General features: G+C 72.6%; 14 protein-coding genes. 7 read left to right on the top strand and 7 right to left on the bottom strand.

What is annotated here, in order from left to right:
- Positions 1 to 9 precede the first annotated feature (9 nt).
- Together ABD716_RS15090 and ABD716_RS15085 are read right to left on the bottom strand one after the other, a co-directional pair.
- A complete protein-coding gene (locus ABD716_RS15090) occupies positions 10 to 981 on the bottom strand; it encodes an AAA family ATPase (RefSeq protein ID WP_344778311.1) in 972 nt (323 codons plus the stop codon).
- A 31-nt stretch (positions 982 to 1,012) separates the two neighbouring features.
- Positions 1,013 to 1,795, bottom strand: coding sequence for a S1C family serine protease (locus ABD716_RS15085; RefSeq protein WP_344778310.1), 783 nt, complete (start codon positions 1,793 to 1,795; stop codon positions 1,013 to 1,015).
- Between the two features lie 174 nt (positions 1,796 to 1,969).
- Here ABD716_RS15085 and ABD716_RS15080 point away from each other — a divergent pair, with 174 nt between their 5' ends.
- A complete protein-coding gene (locus ABD716_RS15080) occupies positions 1,970 to 2,893 on the top strand; it encodes an SDR family NAD(P)-dependent oxidoreductase (RefSeq protein WP_344778309.1) in 924 nt (307 codons plus the stop codon).
- 29 nt (positions 2,894 to 2,922) lie between these two features.
- Here the strand turns inward: ABD716_RS15080 and ABD716_RS15075 are convergent, their stop codons facing one another.
- Positions 2,923 to 3,669 (bottom strand): alpha/beta fold hydrolase, encoded by a 747-nt coding sequence (locus ABD716_RS15075; RefSeq protein WP_344778307.1) that lies wholly within the window; start codon positions 3,667 to 3,669, stop codon positions 2,923 to 2,925.
- Positions 3,670 to 3,820: 151 nt separating this feature from the next.
- Here ABD716_RS15075 and ABD716_RS15070 point away from each other — a divergent pair, with 151 nt between their 5' ends.
- Positions 3,821 to 4,207 carry an iron chaperone gene (locus tag ABD716_RS15070; RefSeq protein ID WP_344778305.1) on the top strand — a complete coding sequence of 129 codons (387 nt, stop codon included), beginning with the start codon at positions 3,821 to 3,823 and terminating at the stop codon, positions 4,205 to 4,207.
- 54 nt (positions 4,208 to 4,261) lie between these two features.
- On the top strand, positions 4,262 to 4,792 hold the full coding sequence (locus ABD716_RS15065) for a hypothetical protein (RefSeq protein WP_344778303.1): 531 nt from the start codon (positions 4,262 to 4,264) through the stop codon (positions 4,790 to 4,792).
- A gap of 31 nt (positions 4,793 to 4,823) precedes the next feature.
- Here ABD716_RS15065 and ABD716_RS15060 read toward each other — a convergent pair whose 3' ends face one another.
- Complete coding sequence (locus ABD716_RS15060; protein ID WP_344778301.1) at positions 4,824 to 6,296, bottom strand: lipase maturation factor family protein; 1,473 nt, start codon at positions 6,294 to 6,296, stop codon at positions 4,824 to 4,826.
- A 95-nt stretch (positions 6,297 to 6,391) separates the two neighbouring features.
- Between ABD716_RS15060 and ABD716_RS15055 the strand changes: the two genes are divergently transcribed.
- The 3 genes from ABD716_RS15055 (at position 6,392) to metH (ending at position 13,206) form a co-directional block, all read left to right on the top strand.
- Entirely contained in the window at positions 6,392 to 7,858 is a 1,467-nt protein-coding gene (locus tag ABD716_RS15055) for a phytoene desaturase family protein (RefSeq protein WP_344778299.1), read from the top strand.
- Positions 7,859 to 8,040: 182 nt separating this feature from the next.
- Positions 8,041 to 9,531: an MFS transporter gene (locus tag ABD716_RS15050; protein WP_344778297.1), complete on the top strand. Its 1,491-nt coding sequence runs from the start codon at positions 8,041 to 8,043 to the stop codon at positions 9,529 to 9,531.
- Between the two features lie 75 nt (positions 9,532 to 9,606).
- Entirely contained in the window at positions 9,607 to 13,206 is a 3,600-nt protein-coding gene (gene metH / locus ABD716_RS15045; RefSeq protein WP_344778295.1) for a methionine synthase, read from the top strand.
- Positions 13,207 to 13,252: 46 nt separating this feature from the next.
- Here the strand turns inward: metH and ABD716_RS15040 are convergent, their stop codons facing one another.
- The 3 genes from ABD716_RS15040 to ABD716_RS15030 are packed head-to-tail and all read right to left on the bottom strand — an operon-like array spanning position 13,253 to position 16,715.
- Positions 13,253 to 14,074, bottom strand: coding sequence for an ECF transporter S component (locus ABD716_RS15040; RefSeq protein WP_344778293.1), 822 nt, complete (start codon positions 14,072 to 14,074; stop codon positions 13,253 to 13,255).
- The gene (locus ABD716_RS15035) at positions 14,071 to 16,155 is read right to left on the bottom strand and encodes an ATP-binding cassette domain-containing protein (RefSeq protein ID WP_344778291.1); all 2,085 of its coding nucleotides are present in this window, start codon (positions 16,153 to 16,155) and stop codon (positions 14,071 to 14,073) included. The genes ABD716_RS15040 and ABD716_RS15035 overlap by 4 nt, the downstream gene beginning before the upstream one ends.
- Before the next feature lie 5 nt (positions 16,156 to 16,160).
- Complete coding sequence (locus tag ABD716_RS15030) at positions 16,161 to 16,715, bottom strand: hypothetical protein (protein ID WP_344778289.1); 555 nt, start codon at positions 16,713 to 16,715, stop codon at positions 16,161 to 16,163.
- An 87-nt stretch (positions 16,716 to 16,802) separates the two neighbouring features.
- On the opposite strand from ABD716_RS15030, the gene ABD716_RS15025 reads away from it, so the two are divergent.
- Positions 16,803 to 17,204, top strand: a complete 402-nt coding sequence (locus ABD716_RS15025) for an ArsR/SmtB family transcription factor (RefSeq protein WP_344778287.1) — start codon at positions 16,803 to 16,805, stop codon at positions 17,202 to 17,204.
- The last annotated feature ends 4 nt before the right edge of the window (positions 17,205 to 17,208 follow it).

The following is a 17,208-nucleotide window of genomic DNA, read 5'->3' as shown; positions in this document are numbered from 1 at the left end:
ACCAGCCCGTCATCGGCTCTGCAGAACGACGTCGGGCGCGGGCACCGAGCCGAGCACGCGCGTGACGATCGCGTCGGCATCGAGATCGTCGGCGAGCGCCTCGTAGCTGAGGACGACGCGGTGCCGCAGCACGTCGGGCGCGAGCTCGGCGACGTCCTGGGGAAGCACGTAGGCGCGACCGCGCAGGAACGCGAGCGCGCGCCCGCCGTGCACGAGGGCGATGGATGCCCGGGGGCTCGCGCCGTAGGAGAGGTAGTGCTCCAGCTCGCCGAGCCCGACGATGCCGGGCGACCGGGTCGCCGAGACGAGCCGCACGGCGTAGTCGGTGATGGCAGGGTCGACATAGACGCCCTCGACCCGCGTGCGCAGCTCGATCAGGCTCTCGGGCGTGAGCATCGCCTGGGTGAGCGGCGCGGACTGCAGCGAGCGCGCGACGATGGCGTGCTCCTCGGGCGGGGTCGGGTAGCCCACGACGACCTTCATCATGAAGCGGTCGACCTGAGCCTCGGGCAGCGGGTAGGTGCCCTCGGACTCGATCGGATTCTCGGTCGCCATGACGAGGAACGGCTCGGGCACGGCGAACGTCTCGCGCCCGATCGTCACCTGGTGCTCCTGCATGACCTCGAGCAGCGCCGACTGCACCTTCGCGGGAGCGCGGTTGATCTCGTCGGCGAGCAGAAGGTTGGCGAAGACCGGGCCGAGCACGGTCTCGAACTCGCCGGTGTGCTGGTGGTACACGCGGGTGCCGACGAGGTCGGCCGGCACCAGGTCGGGCGTGAACTGCACCCGCTGGAACTGGCCGCCGATCGCCGCGGCGAGCGACTTCACCGCGAGCGTCTTCGCAAGACCGGGCACGCCCTCGACGAGCAGGTGGCCGCCCGCGAGCAGAGCGACGGCCATGCGCTCAAGCAGCACGTCCTGGCCGACGATCGTGCGCTTGACCTCGAACAGCACGTGCTCGAGGGGGTGGGGCTGATTCATCCGGGCTCCTTCGGCTCAGGCATCCGCATCTCTAGATCTCGGGTCCTTGCAGCGCGCCGCCGTCGCGGCCGCCGCCGAGCGCCGTGCCGATCGGCACCGCGAAGCCGACGCCCGCCCACGCGCCGTCGTGGCCGGGGTCGGCGATCGAGACGACGATCCCGATCACCGCGCCGCGCTGGTCGAGCAGCGGGCCGCCGGAGCTGCCGGGGTTCACGCTCGCGTCGAACTGGATCAGCCCGCCGAACGAGCCCTGATCGGTGCTGGCCTCGCGGCCCGTGCCCGAGACGACGCCCGACGAGACGCTGTACGAGAGGCCGAGCGGGTTCCCGATGGCGACGACAGGTGCGCCGACGGGCGCGTCGCCGCCCAGCGTGGCGGGCACGAGCGGCTGGGGCAGGTCGCTCGGGCTGAGCGTGGCGATGTCGTTGCCCGGGTCGCGCGTGGCGACGGATGCCGGAGTCCTGGTGCCGTCCGAGAAGGTGACGGTGATCGTGCCGCCGCCCGAGACGACGTGGTTCGCGGTCAGGATGATGCCGCCTGCCGTGGCCACCACGCCGGTGCCGAGCTCGCCGGCGCTCGTCTCGACGACCACGACCGAGGGGCCGACGAGGCGATACAGCTGCGCGACGGTCGGGGCGGTGGCCGACGGGGTCGCGGTCGGCGCGCGCACGGGGCTCGCGGCGCTCGCCGCGCTGCCGAGGCGGAACGCGAGCACTCCGACGGCGAGCACGAGCGCGGCGACGACCACCCCGGCGACGGTCAGCGTCGTGCGGGGGCTGGGAATCCGACCACGCAGAGCGCGCAGGCCCGCCATGAGCACACGGTAGGCGCGCGCGGCTAGGAATGGGGTGAATCGGCCCGAATCCGCGGCCTGGCGGCGAGGCCGCGCCCGTCGCAGTTGCACACGGGGGCGGTGGCGCGGTGTGCTTGCACCCAGTGGGTGTGCCGCGCCGCGCGCGGGGCGCCGCGAGAGCGGAGAGGGTGACGGATGCCGGGACGAGACGGGTGGGACGTGAGGCGACTGCCGAATCAGACCGGCAAGGTCTTCCTCATCACCGGCGGCAACCGCGGCATCGGCTACTTCGCGGCCGAGCAGCTCGCGGCGGCCGGCGCGCGCGTCGTGCTGGCCGCTCGCGACGCGGAGCGCGCCGAGCGGGCGCTGGCGGCGATCCGTGCGCGCATCGACGGCGCCGACGTCGACTTCCTGGCGCTCGACCTCGCCGCACCGGCCTCCGTTCGCGCCGCGGGCGAGCAGGTCGCGCGCTGGGAGCGGCTCGACGGCGTCGCGGCCAACGGGGCGATCACCATGGGCTCCGCCCGGCGCCGCACGACGCCGGAGGGGCTCGAGCTCACCTTCGCGACGAACCACCTGGGCCACTTCCTGCTGGCCGCCACGCTGTGGCCCGCGCTCGCACGGACCCCCGGTGCTCGCTGGGTCGGGCTGACGAGCCTGTCCACCGTGCTCGTGAAGCCCGAGATCGACGACCTCGACAGCGAGCGCCGCTATGACGGGTTCCGCGCCTATGCGCTCTCGAAGCACGCGGTGCAGGGCTTCGCCGCCGAGCTCGACCGGCGGCTGCGCCTCGCCGGCTCGTCGGCGATCGCGCTGGCGGCGCACCCCGGCTGGGCCGTCGACGGGCTGACCGCGGCTCGCGCCGGCGTGACGCCGCGGCCGGCCGCCTGGGAGCGCGGCCTCGCGGTGGTCGCGCAGGGGAAGAACCGGGGAGCGACGCCGCTCGTGCGGGCGCTCACCGACCCGGCGGCGCAGGGCGGCGAGCTGTTCGCGCCCGCAGCAGGGGTGCGCGGGGCACCGGTGCCGCGCCGGCTCACGGCGCCGAGCTCCCGGCCGGAGTTCGGCCGGGAGCTGTGGCGCCTCTCGGAGCGGTGGACCGGCGTCGAGTTCCGGCCCTGAGCGCGCCCCGGACGCCGGGGCGCCCCGCCTCAGACCGCGGCCGGCTCGGGGGAGGAGACCGCGGCCGCCGCGGCGAGGATCGCGTCGATGGTCGCCTGCGGGTGGCTGAGCATCGACACGTGCGAGCCGCCGACCTCGGTGACGGTCGCCCCCGCGTTCTCGGCCATGCTGCGCTGCACGGCTGGCGGAATCACCCTGTCCTCGGTGCCGATGACGGCCCAGCTCGGAATCGACCTCCAGGCGGGCGGCCCGGACGGCGTGGTGTTCGCCTGCAGGGTGATCGGGCGCTGGCCGGCGACGATCAGCCAGCGATCGGCCTCGGGCAGGTCCTGCGCGAAGGCCGTGTGCACGGTGTCGGGCTTGAGGTGCGCCTCGGCGTCGCCCTCGGGTGCGCCGGGGTAGCCCAGGATGTCGAACACGGTCGTCGGGTCGGGCACGTCGAACGCCGAGCCCGAGCCGCCCAGCAGCTGGAAGACGAACTGCCCCTCGTCGGGAATGAAGGCGTCGACGTAGACCAGCGCCTTGACGTCGCCGCCCCTCGCCCCGGCGTTGGTGATCACGAAGCCGCCGTAGGAGTGGCCGACCAGCACGACGGGCCCCTGCGTGTGCTGGGCCAGATAGGAGGCGACGTAGTCGGAGTCCTGCTGCACGCCGCGCAGCAGGTTGGTGGGAGCGAGGACGGTGAAGCCCTGCGATTGGAGCGCGGTGGCGACGGGGTTCCAGCTGGAGGCGTCGGCCCAAGCGCCGTGGACGAGCACGATGGTGGGTTTCGTCATGGCGCGGAAGTTACACGCGCCCTCACTTTCCCGCTAGAAGAACGCACAGTCGGTTCATTGCACCCCCTTAAGCAGATCGGGCGGTGCGCAGGCCTCGATGCGCGCAGGCCGATGCTGTTGCGCGAGGCCGGGTCGGGTGCACACTGTTCGCATGTCCGACTCGGGCGCCGGCGGCTGCACCGAGGTCGAGGACTACCTGGCCTCGATCGATGAGGGACGCGCGAAGGTGCTGCGCCCGTACTTCGAGCGCGCCCGCGAGATCGTCGAAGGCCTCGAAGAGGGGCGCAGCTACGGGATGCCTGCGCTGACCTATCGCGGCAAGGCGCTCGTCTCGCTGCAGCCCACCAAGGCCGGCTACTCGGTGTACCCGTTCAGCGGCGCGGCGGTCTCGGCCGTCGCGGCGGCCCACCCGGAGCTCGAGACCACGACGGGGTCCGTGCACTTCACGACCAGGAACCCTCTGCCCCTCGACGTGTTCGACGAGCTGGTGCGCGCTCGCCGCATGCAGATCGACGCGGCAGCGGCCCGCGTCGAGTGACACGCCACGCCGGATTGCATGGCTGATCGGCGGCCTCGGCGCTTAATGTGAGACATGGCCGTATCGAGCGGAACCGTTGTCACACTGGTCGGATCTGGGTCGTCCGAGCTGATCACAGAGCTCGGCACGCTGCACAACGTCGATGCCTTCAGCATCGCGGGCGACGAGGACGAGGCGGCGCGCCGCATCAGCCGGTCGCCGGCGTCGTTCGTGGTCAGCGACGCGGACCCGCTCGCGCACGTCGCCGCGGCGTGGGTCGAGTTCTTCGACGACCGGATCTCGCTCGAGACGCTGCTCGTGGAGGCCGAGGTCGCGGCCGATGCGCTGCGCGCCGGCCGCGCCCAGCTGCCCGACTACTACCTGGTGCTCGACCCCGAGGCCGTCGAGGGCACGTGGCGGCACTGGTGGTTCGGCGCGCTCTCGAGCAAGGCGCCGACGCGCGTGCTGCCCGTGCCGGCGTCGTCGGGCGATGTGCGGCGCCAGCTGCGGCGCCTGCCGACAGGGCGCCCCTGGCCCGAGGCCTTTCCCGAGTGGCTCACCCGCCTGCAGTTCGAGGTGCCCGACCGGCTCCTGACGGGCGAGTGACGACGCTCGCGCGACGCGATCGCAGGGGCCGCTAGTCGGCCCGAGCGCCGACGGGTGGCACGAGCAGGCCGCGATCCTCACGGATCCACACGAGGCCCGTCTCGCGGTGCTCGGCACGCGTCGCGAAGCGGTAGCGGTACACGCGGGCCCGCACGAACGCCGGTGCCCGCCCGCCGAACGGGTCGACCCGCAGCAGTCGCAGCGTGGGCCGATCGGCCTGCAGCAGCCGCACGAGCAGCATGTCGAACCAGCCGCCGCCTTCGGCGCCCAGCGCGAGGAACCACATCAGCCAGTCGAGCCGCAGGTGGTACGGCGCGAACCAGCGCGGCACACGGCCCGGGTCACCGGGCTTGCCGTGGAACTCGTACGCTCTCCACCCGGATCGCCCGGCCGGGTCATCCGTGCCCTCGATCACGATCTCGTCGCGTCGCTTCGTGACGCTTCCGAACGCGCCGTACGCATTCACGAGGTGCCAGCGGTTGAAGCTCGCGTTCATCAGCTGCCGGCGCGCGAGCAGATTGCGCGCCGGCCACCACGACAGATAGATGAGCAGGGCGGATGCCGCGAGCACGACCACGCCGTACCAGACGGGCAGCGCGCCCAGCCCGCGCGCATCACTCGACACGGGCCACGCCCACGCCGGGATCACGGCGTGCACCACGTCGTCGCTGATGCCCGAGAACAGCAGCACGACCGTCAGCCAGTTGAGCCAGGCGAAGTTCCCGGTGACGATCAGCCACAACTGCGTCACGATCATGATCGCGGCCGCGACCGACGCGACCGGCTGCGGCGCGAACAGGAAGAACGGGCAGACCAGCTGCGCGAAGTGATTGCCGAGCACCTCGCCGCGGTGCACCCACTTCGGCAGCAGATGCGCCTGCCTGCTGAACGGGCCCGGCATGGGCTGCGTCTCGTGGTGGTAGTACAGGGCCGTCAGATCGCGCCACTCGGGCCCGCCGCGCAGCTTGATCATGCCGGCGCCGAACTCGAGACGGAACACCAGCCAGCGGACCAGGAACAGGGTCGTCACGGGCGTGGCGGCCGGGGCGACGACGGATGCCGCGCCGAGCCATGCCACCGTGAAGCCCGCCTCGCACAGCAGGGACTCCCAGCCGAAACCGTAGAAGGTCTGCCCCACATTGACGATCGAGAGATACGCGCCCCACAGCAGCAGGAACAGCACCGTGGTGAGCACAGCGGCCGCGCCGGGGGCGGCGAGCTGCGGAAGCCCGGCGACGAGCACCGCCGAGGCGACGACCCCGCCCCACGCGACGAGGCGAAGCATCCGATCGCTGTAGTGCCAGCGGAAGATCGTCGGCTGTCGGCGCGCGTAGGCCCGGTCGAGGAACCGCGGCACCGGCAGCAGCCCGTGCTCGCCGAGCAGGGCCGGGAACTGGTCGGCGGCCGAGAGGAACGCGATCAGGAACACGGCTGCCACCCCGCGCTGCACCACCTCGCGTGCCACGTCGTAGTCGCCGGTTCCGAGCCAGCCCAGCCAGTCCATCAGCGCAGATCCTCCATGACAGGCGCGACCGTAGCGCGCTCGCGCCCGAGATGACACCCCTACAGCGCACGCGGCCCGAACCCTAGGGTGGGGGCATGTCCACCGGTCGCGCGATCGTCGTCGGCTCGGGCCCCAATGGGCTTGCGGGCGCTGTCACCCTCGCCCGCGCGGGTCTCTCGGTCACCGTGTTCGAGCGCTCGGACCACCTCGGCGGCGGCGCCGCGACCCGCGAGCTCACCCTGCCCGGCTTCCACCACGACGTCGGCTCGGCCGTGCACCCGATGGCCGTGCACTCCGAGTTCTTCCGCCGCTTCGGGCTGACCCGGCGCCTCGAGCTGCTCACGCCCGAACTGTCCTACGGCCACGCGCTCGCCGCCGCGTCCGCGCCCGGCGGGGCGACTGCGGCTCTCGCCTGGCGCGACCTCGAGCGCACCGCGAAGGGGCTCGGCGCGGACGCCTCCACGTGGCGTCGCCTGCTGTGGCCGCTCGCGGCCGACGCCGACCGGGTCGCCGAGGTCATCGGGGGCTCGTTCCTGCCGCCGCCGCATCTCGCGGTCGCGCTGCGCCTGGGGCTGCGCGGGCTCGAGCAGGGCAGCCCGCTGTGGGATTCCGCGTTCGCGACGGGTGCCGCACCCGCGCTGCTCACGGGCGTGATCGCCCACACCAACAAGCGACTGCCCGCCCTCGGCGCGGCGGCACCCGGCCTCGTGCTCGCGGCGTTCGCGCACGCGCGCGGCTGGCCGATCCCGCGCGGCGGCAGCGGCGCGATCACGCGCGCTCTCGCCGACGACCTCGAGGCGCACGGGGGGCGCATCGAGACCGGCGTCGAGATCGAGAGCATCGCCGAGGTGGCGGACGCCGACGCGGTGCTGCTCGACGTGACCCCGCGCGCCTTCGCGAAACTCGCGGGGGAGCGCCTGCCGAGGCCGTACCTCGCCGCGATGGAGGCGTTCCGCTACGGCGACGGCATCGCCAAGGTCGACTTCGCCCTGAGCGACCCCGTGCCGTGGGCCGCGCCCGAGCTGCGCGACGCCGTGACGGTGCACGTGGGCGGCACCCGCGCCGAGATCGCGCGCGCCGAGGGAGAGGTGGCGAGCGGGCGCCTGCCGGAGCATCCGTATCTTCTGCTCAGCCAGCCGAGCGTGCTCGACGACACGCGCGCGCCGGCGGGGCGACACGTGCTCTGGGCGTACACCCACGTGCCGGCCGGCTCCGACGCCGACCGCACCGAGGCGATCACCGCCGAGATCGAGCGCTTCGCGCCCGGATTCCGCGACACGGTGCTCGCCAGCGCGGGAACGACCGCGCGCGAGATCGAGCGGATGGACCCCAACATGATCGGCGGCGACATCGCCGCAGGGGCGACGTCGGCCCTGCAGCTCGTGGCCCGCCCGCTGCCGCGCCGGTCCCCGTGGCGCACGCCGCTTCCTGGCGTCTATCTGTGCGGCGGGTCGACCGCGCCCGGCCCTGGGGTGCACGGCCAGTCGGGGTGGCAAGCGGCGAAGCTCGCGCTCAAAGAGTTGCATCTCGCATCACCCGAACTCGGCCCGGACGCTCAGTGATTTAGCCCCCGATCAGCCTGAATAATCGGCCGCCGATTCGCGGCAATTCGTTTACGCCTGTAAACTTGTTGGTTCATGCGCGCGCCACAGCCCCCGTACGGGGGTCGCGCTAAGCCCCTGAGTGGCGGACGACGACGGCACGTTCCGAGCCGTCGTGTCAGTCGCTCAATCAGGAAGGAACCATGAGTTCTCACGCACACCCGACCACAGCCCGAGCCACCCGCCAGGCGGCCCGTCCCCGGCCCCGCAGGCTCCGCCTCGACGACGTGCAGATCGTCGACACCACCATGCTGAAGCGCGCCCTGCGCGGCACCGTCGTGGGCAACACCATGGAGTGGTACGACGTCGGTGTCTACGGCTATCTGGCCGTCACGATGGGCGCCGTGTTCCTGCCGACGGCGGCCGCGAGCGTGCAGGTGCTGTTCTCGCTCGGCGTCTTCGCCGCGACCTACGTCGCCCGCCCGCTCGGCGGCATCATCTTCGGCCGCCTGGGCGACCGCCTCGGGCGCCAGCGCGTGCTCGCCACGACGCTCATCATGATGGCCTCGGCGACGTTCATCGTCGGCCTCATCCCGTCGTACAGCACGATCGGCGCAGCCGCCCCCGTGATCCTCGTGGTCATGAAGCTGCTGCAGGGCTTCTCGACCGGCGGCGAGTACGCCGGCGTGACGACCTTCGTCAGCGAATACGCGCCCGACCGTCGCCGCGGGTTCTTCGGCGGATTCCTCGACCTCGGCTCGTACTTGGGCTTCGCCTTCGGCGCGCTGATGGTCTCGATCATGCAGCTCACGCTCGGCAACCAGGCGATGCTCGACTACGGCTGGCGCATCCCGTTCCTGCTCGCCGGCCCGATCGGCGCGATCGCCGTGTACTTCCGGCTCAAGATCGAGGAGTCGCCCGCCTTCAAGGCGATGAACGACGCGGTGGATGCCGTCGAGGGGCCGGCGCCCAAGACGGGCATCCTCTCGATCCTGCGCACGCAGTGGAAGCCGCTGCTCATCGCGATCGTGCTCGTGGCGACCGCCAACACGGTCGGCTACGCGCTCACGAGCTACATGCCCACGTACCTCACCGACACGCTCGGCTTCGACCCGATCCACGGCACGCTGCTGACCATTCCCGTGCTCGTCGTGATGTCGGCCGCGATCCCCGTGGCCGGAATGCTCTCGGACCGCATCGGGCGCCGCCCGACGGTCTGGATCGGCGCCGCGACCATGGGCGTCTTCGCGGTGCCCGCCTTCGCGCTGCTCTCGATCGGCGCCGTGTGGTCGACTCTGCTCGGCCTGCTGCTGATGGCGGTGCCGACCGCGCTGCTGGTCGGCACGCTCGCCTCGGCGCTGCCCGCGCTGTACCCGACCTCGATGCGCTACGGCTCGATGGGCATCTCGTACAACATCGCAGTCGCCGTCTTCGGCGGCACCGCCCCCGTGTTCATCGAGGCGATCATGCAGGCCACGGGCGACCCGATGACGCCGGCGTACTATCTGATCGGGTTCGCCGTCGTCGGCGCAGCTGCGGCATTCGGCCTGCGCGAGTCGGCACGGCGCCCGCTGCCCGGCTCGATGCCGGCGGTCGAGACGCCCGCCGAGGCGCTCGAACTCGTCGAGACGCAGGACGAGAACGAGCTCATCGACCTCGACGAGCTGCCGCTCGAGCTCGCTGCCGCCAAGTAGGCGCCGGGGGACAGGCCGGGGGACAGGGGACGTCGCAGAACGACCGATTCGACCCGCGGACAGTAGCCTGAAAGCATGCATCCGGCCCTGCCTGTCCCTCCTCGCTCGCGTGCGCTGCTCGACGAGATGAGCGCGCGCGTCGTCGTGGCCGATGGGGCCATGGGAACGATGATCCAGGCGCAGGACCCGAGCCTCGAGGACTACCAGCAGCTCGAGGGCTGCAACGAGATCCTGAACGTGACGCGGCCCGACATCATCGCGGGCATCCACGACGCGTACTTCGAGGTCGGCAGCGACGCGGTCGAGACGAACACCTTCGGCGCGAACTGGTCGAACCTGTCCGACTACGGCATCGACGACCGCATCGAAGAGCTCGCGGCGGCCGGAGCCCGGATCGCCCGCGAGCGGGCCGAGGCCTGGCAGCAGGGCGACGGAAGGCTCCGCTGGGTGCTCGGCTCGATCGGCCCCGGCACGAAGCTGCCGAGCCTCGGCCACACCACCTACGCGCACCTGCGCGACACCTTCGCCCAGCAGGCCGCGGGCCTCATCGCGGGCGGCGCCGACGCGTTCCTCGTCGAGACCTCGCAGGACCTGCTGCAGACCAAGGCGGCGATCAACGGGTGCAAGCGGGCGAGCGAAGCCGCAGGCATCCGCCTGCCGATCTTCGTCGAGATCACGATCGAGACCACGGGCACCATGCTGATGGGCTCCGAGGTCGGGGCCGCGCTCACCGCGATCGAGCCGCTCGGGGTCGACGCGATCGGCCTCAACTGCGCCACGGGGCCCGATTTGATGAGCGAGCACCTGCGCTACCTCTCGAAGCACTCGCGCCTTCCCGTCATGTGCATGCCGAACGCGGGCCTGCCCGTGCTCGGCAAGAACGGCGCCGAGTACCCGCTGCAGCCCGCCGAGCTCGCGACGGCGCACGAGCAGTTCGTGCGAGAGTTCGGCCTCGGGCTCGTCGGCGGCTGCTGCGGCACGACCCCTGAGCACCTCAAGGCCGTCGTCGAGCGCGTCGGCCGGGCCGCGTCGACCGTGCGCGCGATCGAGGTCGACCCCGGCGTCGCGAGCCTGTACCAGCACGTGCCGTTCGAGCAGGACGCCTCATACCTCGCGATCGGTGAGCGCACGAACGCGAACGGCTCGAAGGCGTTCCGCGAGGCGATGCTCGACGGTCGCTTCGACGACTGCGTCGAGATCGCGCGCAATCAGATCCGCGCCGGTGCGCACCTCCTGGACGTCTGCGTCGACTACGTCGGCCGCGATGGCGTCGCGGATGCCCGCGAGATCGTCTCGCGCCTCGCGAGCGCCTCGACCCTGCCGCTCGTCGTCGACTCGACAGAGCCGGCCGTGCTGCAGGCGGGGCTCGAGCTCATCGGCGGGCGGCCGGTCATCAACTCCGTGAACTTCGAGGACGGCGACGGCCCCGAGTCGCGCTTCGGCCGCATCATGCCGCTCGTCAAGGAGCACGGCGCCGCGGTCGTCGCGCTGACGATCGACGAGCAGGGGCAGGCGCGCACGGCCGAGGGCAAGGTCGCGATCGCGACGCGCCTCGTCGAGGCGCTGACGGGGGAGTGGGGACTCGACGTTACCGACATCATCGTCGACTGCCTCACCTTCCCGATCGCCACCGGGCAGGAGGAGACCCGGCGCGACGCGATCGAGACGATCTCGGCGATCGAGCAGATCACGCGGAAGTACCCCGGCATCCACACGACCCTCGGCGTCTCTAACGTCTCGTTCGGCCTGAACCCGGCGGCTCGCCAGGTGCTCAACTCGGTGTTCCTGCACGAGGCGGTGCAGGCCGGCCTCGATTCGGCGATCATCGACGCGGCGAAGATCGTGCCGCTCGCATCCCTTCCCGACGAGCAGCGCCAGGTCGCGCTCGACCTCGTCTGGGACCGGCGCCGCTACGACGCCGACGGCAACCTCGAGTACGACCCGCTCGCGCGCATGCTCGAGATCTTCGCGGGCGTCGACACCAAGGCGCTGCGCGACCAGCGGGCGGCCGAGCTCGCGGCGCTGCCGGTGGGCGAGCGGCTCGAGCGGCGCATCATCGACGGCGAGGCGAAGGGCCTGGAATCCGATCTCGGCCTCGCCATGTCGGGTGGTCAGAGCCCGCTCGACATCATCAACGTGCACCTGCTCGAGGGCATGAAGGTCGTCGGCGAGCGCTTCGGGGCGGGCGAGATGCAGCTGCCGTTCGTGCTGCAGTCGGCCGAGGTCATGAAGGCGGCCGTGGCGTATCTCGAGCCGCACATGGACAGGTCGGATGCCTCGGCGGGCAAGGGCCGCATCGTGCTCGCCACCGTGCGCGGCGACGTGCACGACATCGGCAAGAACCTCGTCGACATCATTCTCACCAACAACGGCTACGAGGTGGTGAACCTCGGCATCAAGCAGCCCATCACCGACATCATCGCCGCCGCCGAGCAGCACAACGCCGACGTGATCGGCATGAGCGGCCTGCTCGTCAAGTCGACGGTCGTCATGAAAGAAAACCTGCTCGAGCTGAATCAGCGCGGCCTGGCCGGCCGGTGGCCGGTGCTGCTCGGGGGCGCCGCACTCACGCGCGCCTACGTCGAGGACGACCTCGCCGGGATGTTCCAGGGCACGGTGCGCTACGCGCGCGACGCGTTCGAGGGCCTCGCCCTGATGGAGCCGCTCGTCAAGATCGCCCGTGGCGCCGACCCTGCCTCGGTGGGGCTGCCGGCGCTCAAGAAGCGCATCCACCGCGAGGGCTCGCAGCTGACGCTGACCGAGCCCGAGGCGATGCCCGCCCGGTCGGATGTGGCGACCGACAACCCGGTGCCTGCGCCGCCGTTCTGGGGCACCCGCATCGTGCGCGGCATCCCCCTCGCGGACTTCTCGGCCTTCCTCGACGAGCGCGCGACGTTCATGGGGCAGTGGGGGCTGAAGCCGGGCCGCGGTGCCGCCTCCTACGAGCAGCTCGTCGAGACCGAGGGACGGCCGCGGCTGCGGTACTGGCTCGACCGGATCCTGGCGGAAGGGCTGCTCGAGGCATCCGTCGCCTACGGCTATTTCCCTGTCGTCTCGGAAGGCGACGACGTCGTCGTGCTGCACCACGGCGACGACCCCGCCGGCGCGCTCGGCCCCGCGGGCATCCTCGCCCCCGACGGCGGCTCGGGTGCGGCGCTCGGCACCGAGCGGCTGCGCTTCCACTTCCCGCGGCAGCGGCGCGACCGTCACCTGTGCCTCGCCGATTTCGTGAAGTCGCGAGAGGATGCCGAGCGCTCCGGCCGCGTCGACGTGATGCCGGTGCAGCTGGTGACCGCGGGCGAGTCCGTGAGCCGCGCGACCGCGAAGATCTTCGCAGAGAACCGCTACCGCGACTATCTCGAGCTCAACGGCCTCGCCATGCAGCTCACCGAGGCGCTCGCGGAGTACTGGCACGCGCGCATCCGTGCAGAGCTCGGCTTCGCCGACGAAGAGCCCGCCTCGGTCGAGGGGCTGTTCAAGCTCGAATACCGCGGCGCCCGGTTCTCGCTGGGCTACCCCGCCTGCCCCGACATGGAGGACCGTCGCAAGGTCGTCGAGCTGCTGAAGCCCGAGCGCATCGGCGTCGAGCTCTCCGAGGAGCTGCAGCTGCACCCCGAGCAGTCGACGGACGCCTTCGTGTTCCACCACCCCGAGGCGAAGTACTTCAGCGTGTAGCGCGTCCCGCGCCCCGCGCTGCGAGGGTCGCCAGCCCCTCCTGCCGTCAGAGCTTCGCGCGCCGCAGCGCGGCGAGCACGGGGCGCCCGATCGCGGCGATCCCGATGACGGTCGTGATCGCCCGCACGGTGTCCCAGGTGAGCGTGGAGGTCGCGAGCGAGTAGAGCGCGAACGCCTTGAGGTTCTCGAGCAGGCCCGCGAACGAGGCGGCACCCGGTGCATACGAGATGCTCGTGCCGCCGGCGAGGGCGAACGGCCAGAACGAGAGGTTGAGCAGCGCGCCGACCAGCCACGAGACGATCGCGCCGTAGGCGGCGAGCATGACGACCTCGGCGCGTCGCGCCCACCGGCCGGCGCGCAGCCGGGGGAGGAGCCCCGCCCCGGCGCCGACCCAGGCGCAGGCGAACAGCTGGTACGGCAGCCAGGGCCCGATGCCCCCGGTGATGACCGCGGACACCGTGACGACGACGATGCCGAGCAGGAAGGCGAAGCGCGCACCGAGCGCGCGGCCCGCGAGGATCAGCACCACGAACACGGGCTCGACGCCGCCGACCGTGTCGCCGAGCACCCGGGTCGCGGCGCCGATCGCGCCCAGCACCCCGAGCAGGGCCACCGCCTTGGCGCTCGCGAACTGGCGGTCGAGGGCGAGCGTCAGCCCGGCGACGATGACCGGGACGAGCGCGACCGCCAGGTACGGAACCGTCCGCTGCGCGTCGCTCGGCAGCGCCGGGGCGAAGAACGGCCAGGCGAACGCGGCGACGGCGGCGAGGCTGCCGGCGACCAGCGCGAGCGCCCGCCAGTCCACGCGGGAACCACGGGGCGGCCGGATGCCTCCGAGCTGCGGCCTCTGGACGGGGGCGGTCGTCACGCGCTCACCGCCTGGGGCTCGGCGAGCCGGCCGCCCTCGAGCCGGATGGTGCGCTGGGCGAGCGATGCGGCGAACTCGGCCTCGTGCGTCGCGAACACCACGGCGGTGCCGTCGCTCGCCGCGCGCGCGAGTGCCGCCGTGACCTCGGCGCGCGCATTCGGGTCGAGACCCCGGGCGGGTTCGTCGACGAGCAGCACCGCGGGGTGCGCGGCGAGCTGGAGCGCGATGGCGAGGCATACACGCTGGCCGCCGGAGAGATCGCGTGGGTGCGCCTCGGCGAGGCTCCCGAGCAGCGCGGCGGAATCCGCACCCACCAGCCTCGCGAAGCGCTCCAGCGTCGCCGCGCCGCCCGCCCGCCGCGGTCTACTGCTCGCGGTGCGGGCGCCTCGGCCCCGGCGCGAGGCGGTGGAGCGGCGATCGGCGCGGCGGCACTCGGCGGCGACGGAGTCGGTGACGAACAGGTCCTCCAGGCCCTCCGGCACGAGCGCGACGGCGGCGCGTCGGTCGCGCGGCCGCAGGGCGTGCACGTCGTCCCCGAGTGCGAAGACGCGCCCCGCCTCGGCCGGCAGAGCGATCGCATCGAGCAGCGAGGACTTCCCGGCGCCGTTCGGGCCGGTGAGCGCGACGATCTCGCCGCGTGCCACCTCGAGCGAGATCCGATCGACGGCGACCCGCCGCTCGTGCCGCACGGTCACCTCACGCACCTCGGCCACGATCTCCTCGTGAGACGCGAGCGCTGCGGAGCCGTGCTCTCGTGCGCCGACGTCCGGCGCGGCGCTCGTCGCGGGTGCACCGCTCGTCTCGCGCAGCTCGCCGTCAGCGCCGAGCGCGAGCCAGCGGTCCGCGACGGCGCCGAACCACGCCGTGCGGTGCTCGGCCACCACCACGCACACGCCCGCCTCATGGGCGAGCGCCGCGAGCGCCGCCACGATGCGGGGCCGCGCGACGGCGTCGAGCTCGGCGAGCGGCTCGTCGACGAGCAGCACCGTGGGGTGCTCGGCGACGGCGGCGGCGATGGCGACCAGCTCGGCCTCGCCCGCCGACAGCTCCGCGACGGGGCGCTCCACGAGGTGCGCGATGCCGAGGCGCCCGCATACCTCCGCCACGCGATCCGCAACGATGACGGCTGCGATGCCGCGAAGCGACAGTGCGAAGCCGACTTCCTCTGCCACGGTCTCGCCGACGAATCCGGGCCGCACGCGTTGGGCGACCGCCCCGACGAATCCCGCGGTCTCGCGCGGCGGAGTCGTGGCGCGGTCGACTCCGCCGACCGCGACGAGCCCGGACTGCGCGCCGGCGTCGGCGTGCTGGAACACCCCCGAGAGCGCGTCGAGCACCGTCGACTTGCCCGCCCCGGTGCTGCCGGCGAGCACCGTCAACTGCCCCGGCGCGAGGTCGAGGGAGGGGATCGTCACCGCCCACCCCGGCCGCTCCTGCGGCCGCGAGAGCACCGCCTCCCGCACGCGCACCGGCACGGCGCAGTCGGGCTCGGCGCGCCGCGAGGCGGCGAACCCGCGCAGCTCGAGGGAGGCCGCCAGAGCGACTGCACGCTCGATCGCATCCTCGAGCACGGGAACGAGCACGTGCGGGCCGGGGGGCTCGCCCCGCAGCCGGGCGGCGCGTGCGGCGCGGCGCAGCGCCCCGGCGAGGGCGGGAAGGGTCTGCCACGCGATCACGAGCGCGCGCGCGAACGACCGCAGCGGCCCGCGCTGTGCCGCCGCGGCGAACCACGGGCGTACGTCGACGAGGGCGTTCAGCAGGCCGAACCCCACGATGACGGCGGTGAAGGGGGCGGCCGAGAGCAGCAGGCGGCCGATGCCGTCCGCCGTCACGGGGCCGAGCAGCTGCACGCCCGTGAACGGGGCGGGCAGCGAGATCAGCGGCAGGTCGAGCAGGCGGATGCCGGTACCGGCCGCCCCCGCGAACACGGCGCCGTAGACGACCCGCGCGACCACGAACACCGCCGCGAAGATGACGCTCTGGCGCAGGGGAGCGGCCCGGAACCGCAGGCGCACATGCGCCCGCAGCGAGGCGAGCGCCGTGCGCCGTGCGCGTTGCCGAGGCTCGAGCCCGGTGGGCATAGGAGCTATCCCTGCGGCGGTGTCGTGTCGGTGCCGGTGGTGAACTTGAGCCCGAGCGTCTGACCGGGCTTCACCTGCTGGGTCGTGATCGAGCTCGCGGCGTAGTCCCACTTCCCGGCGTCCTTCACCCAGACCGCCCAGTACGCGTAGGCGGCCGGCATGCTCTGGCAGGTCTCGGTGTAGGGGTCGTGACCGGGGACGTCGATCGCCGTCGACGCAGACGGCGAGCCGTTCACGCGGCAGACCACCTGATCGCCGTACTTCTGGGTGCCCGCCGTCGTCACGTCGACCTCCTTCAAGGCGGCCGCCGCGGTGATGGGCCCTGTTGCCGGGGCGCAGGCGTCGATGTCCGTCGCGCCGAGCAGCCCGAACTGCACCGTCACGAACACGCCGTCGCAGTCGGCGGCGCTCGCGGGGGACGCGGGGCTCGCGGTCGGCGTCGCGGTGGCGTGCTGCGTGGTGCCCGTATGCGTCGTCGCCGACGGTGTCGCCGAGCCGGCACACCCCGCGAGGGCGAGCACAGCGGCGGCGAGGGCGAGGGCGGTCACGGTGCGGCGCATGGGCACCAGGCTACCGGGCAGCCGGGGTGCCGACTTCGTCGATGACGCTCTTGCGCGCGACATCCGCTCGCTCTAATCTACAACCAAATGGTTGCACAAATTGACGTCGCGTTCGACGACGAGGCGGTCGATCGCATCTTCCGCGCCCTCGCCGACGCGACGCGGCGTGACATCGTGGCGCGCGTGCTGCAGCGGCCGCACTCCGTCTCCGAGCTCGCGGCCGGCTACGCGATGAGCTTCGCGGCCGTGCAGAAGCACGTCGCGGTGCTCGAGAAGGCGGCGCTCGTGAGCAAGAGCAGGAACGGCCGCGAGCAGCTCGTGAGCGGAGAGGTCGGGACGATCGGCCGTGCGCAGGAGCTGCTGCGCCGCTACGAGCAGCTGTGGCACGCACGCGCCGCGGCGATCGACGCGCTGCTCGACGAGGAACGGCCCGAACGGCGCGATCGGCATCGGCGCCGCGGGCGACATGACCAACGGAACGACGACTAAGGGA

This window comes from Gryllotalpicola kribbensis, from assembly GCF_039538245.1.
Lineage (GTDB): Bacteria > Actinomycetota > Actinomycetes > Actinomycetales > Microbacteriaceae > Gryllotalpicola > Gryllotalpicola kribbensis.
This window is presented reverse-complemented; position numbering and strand designations above follow the sequence as displayed.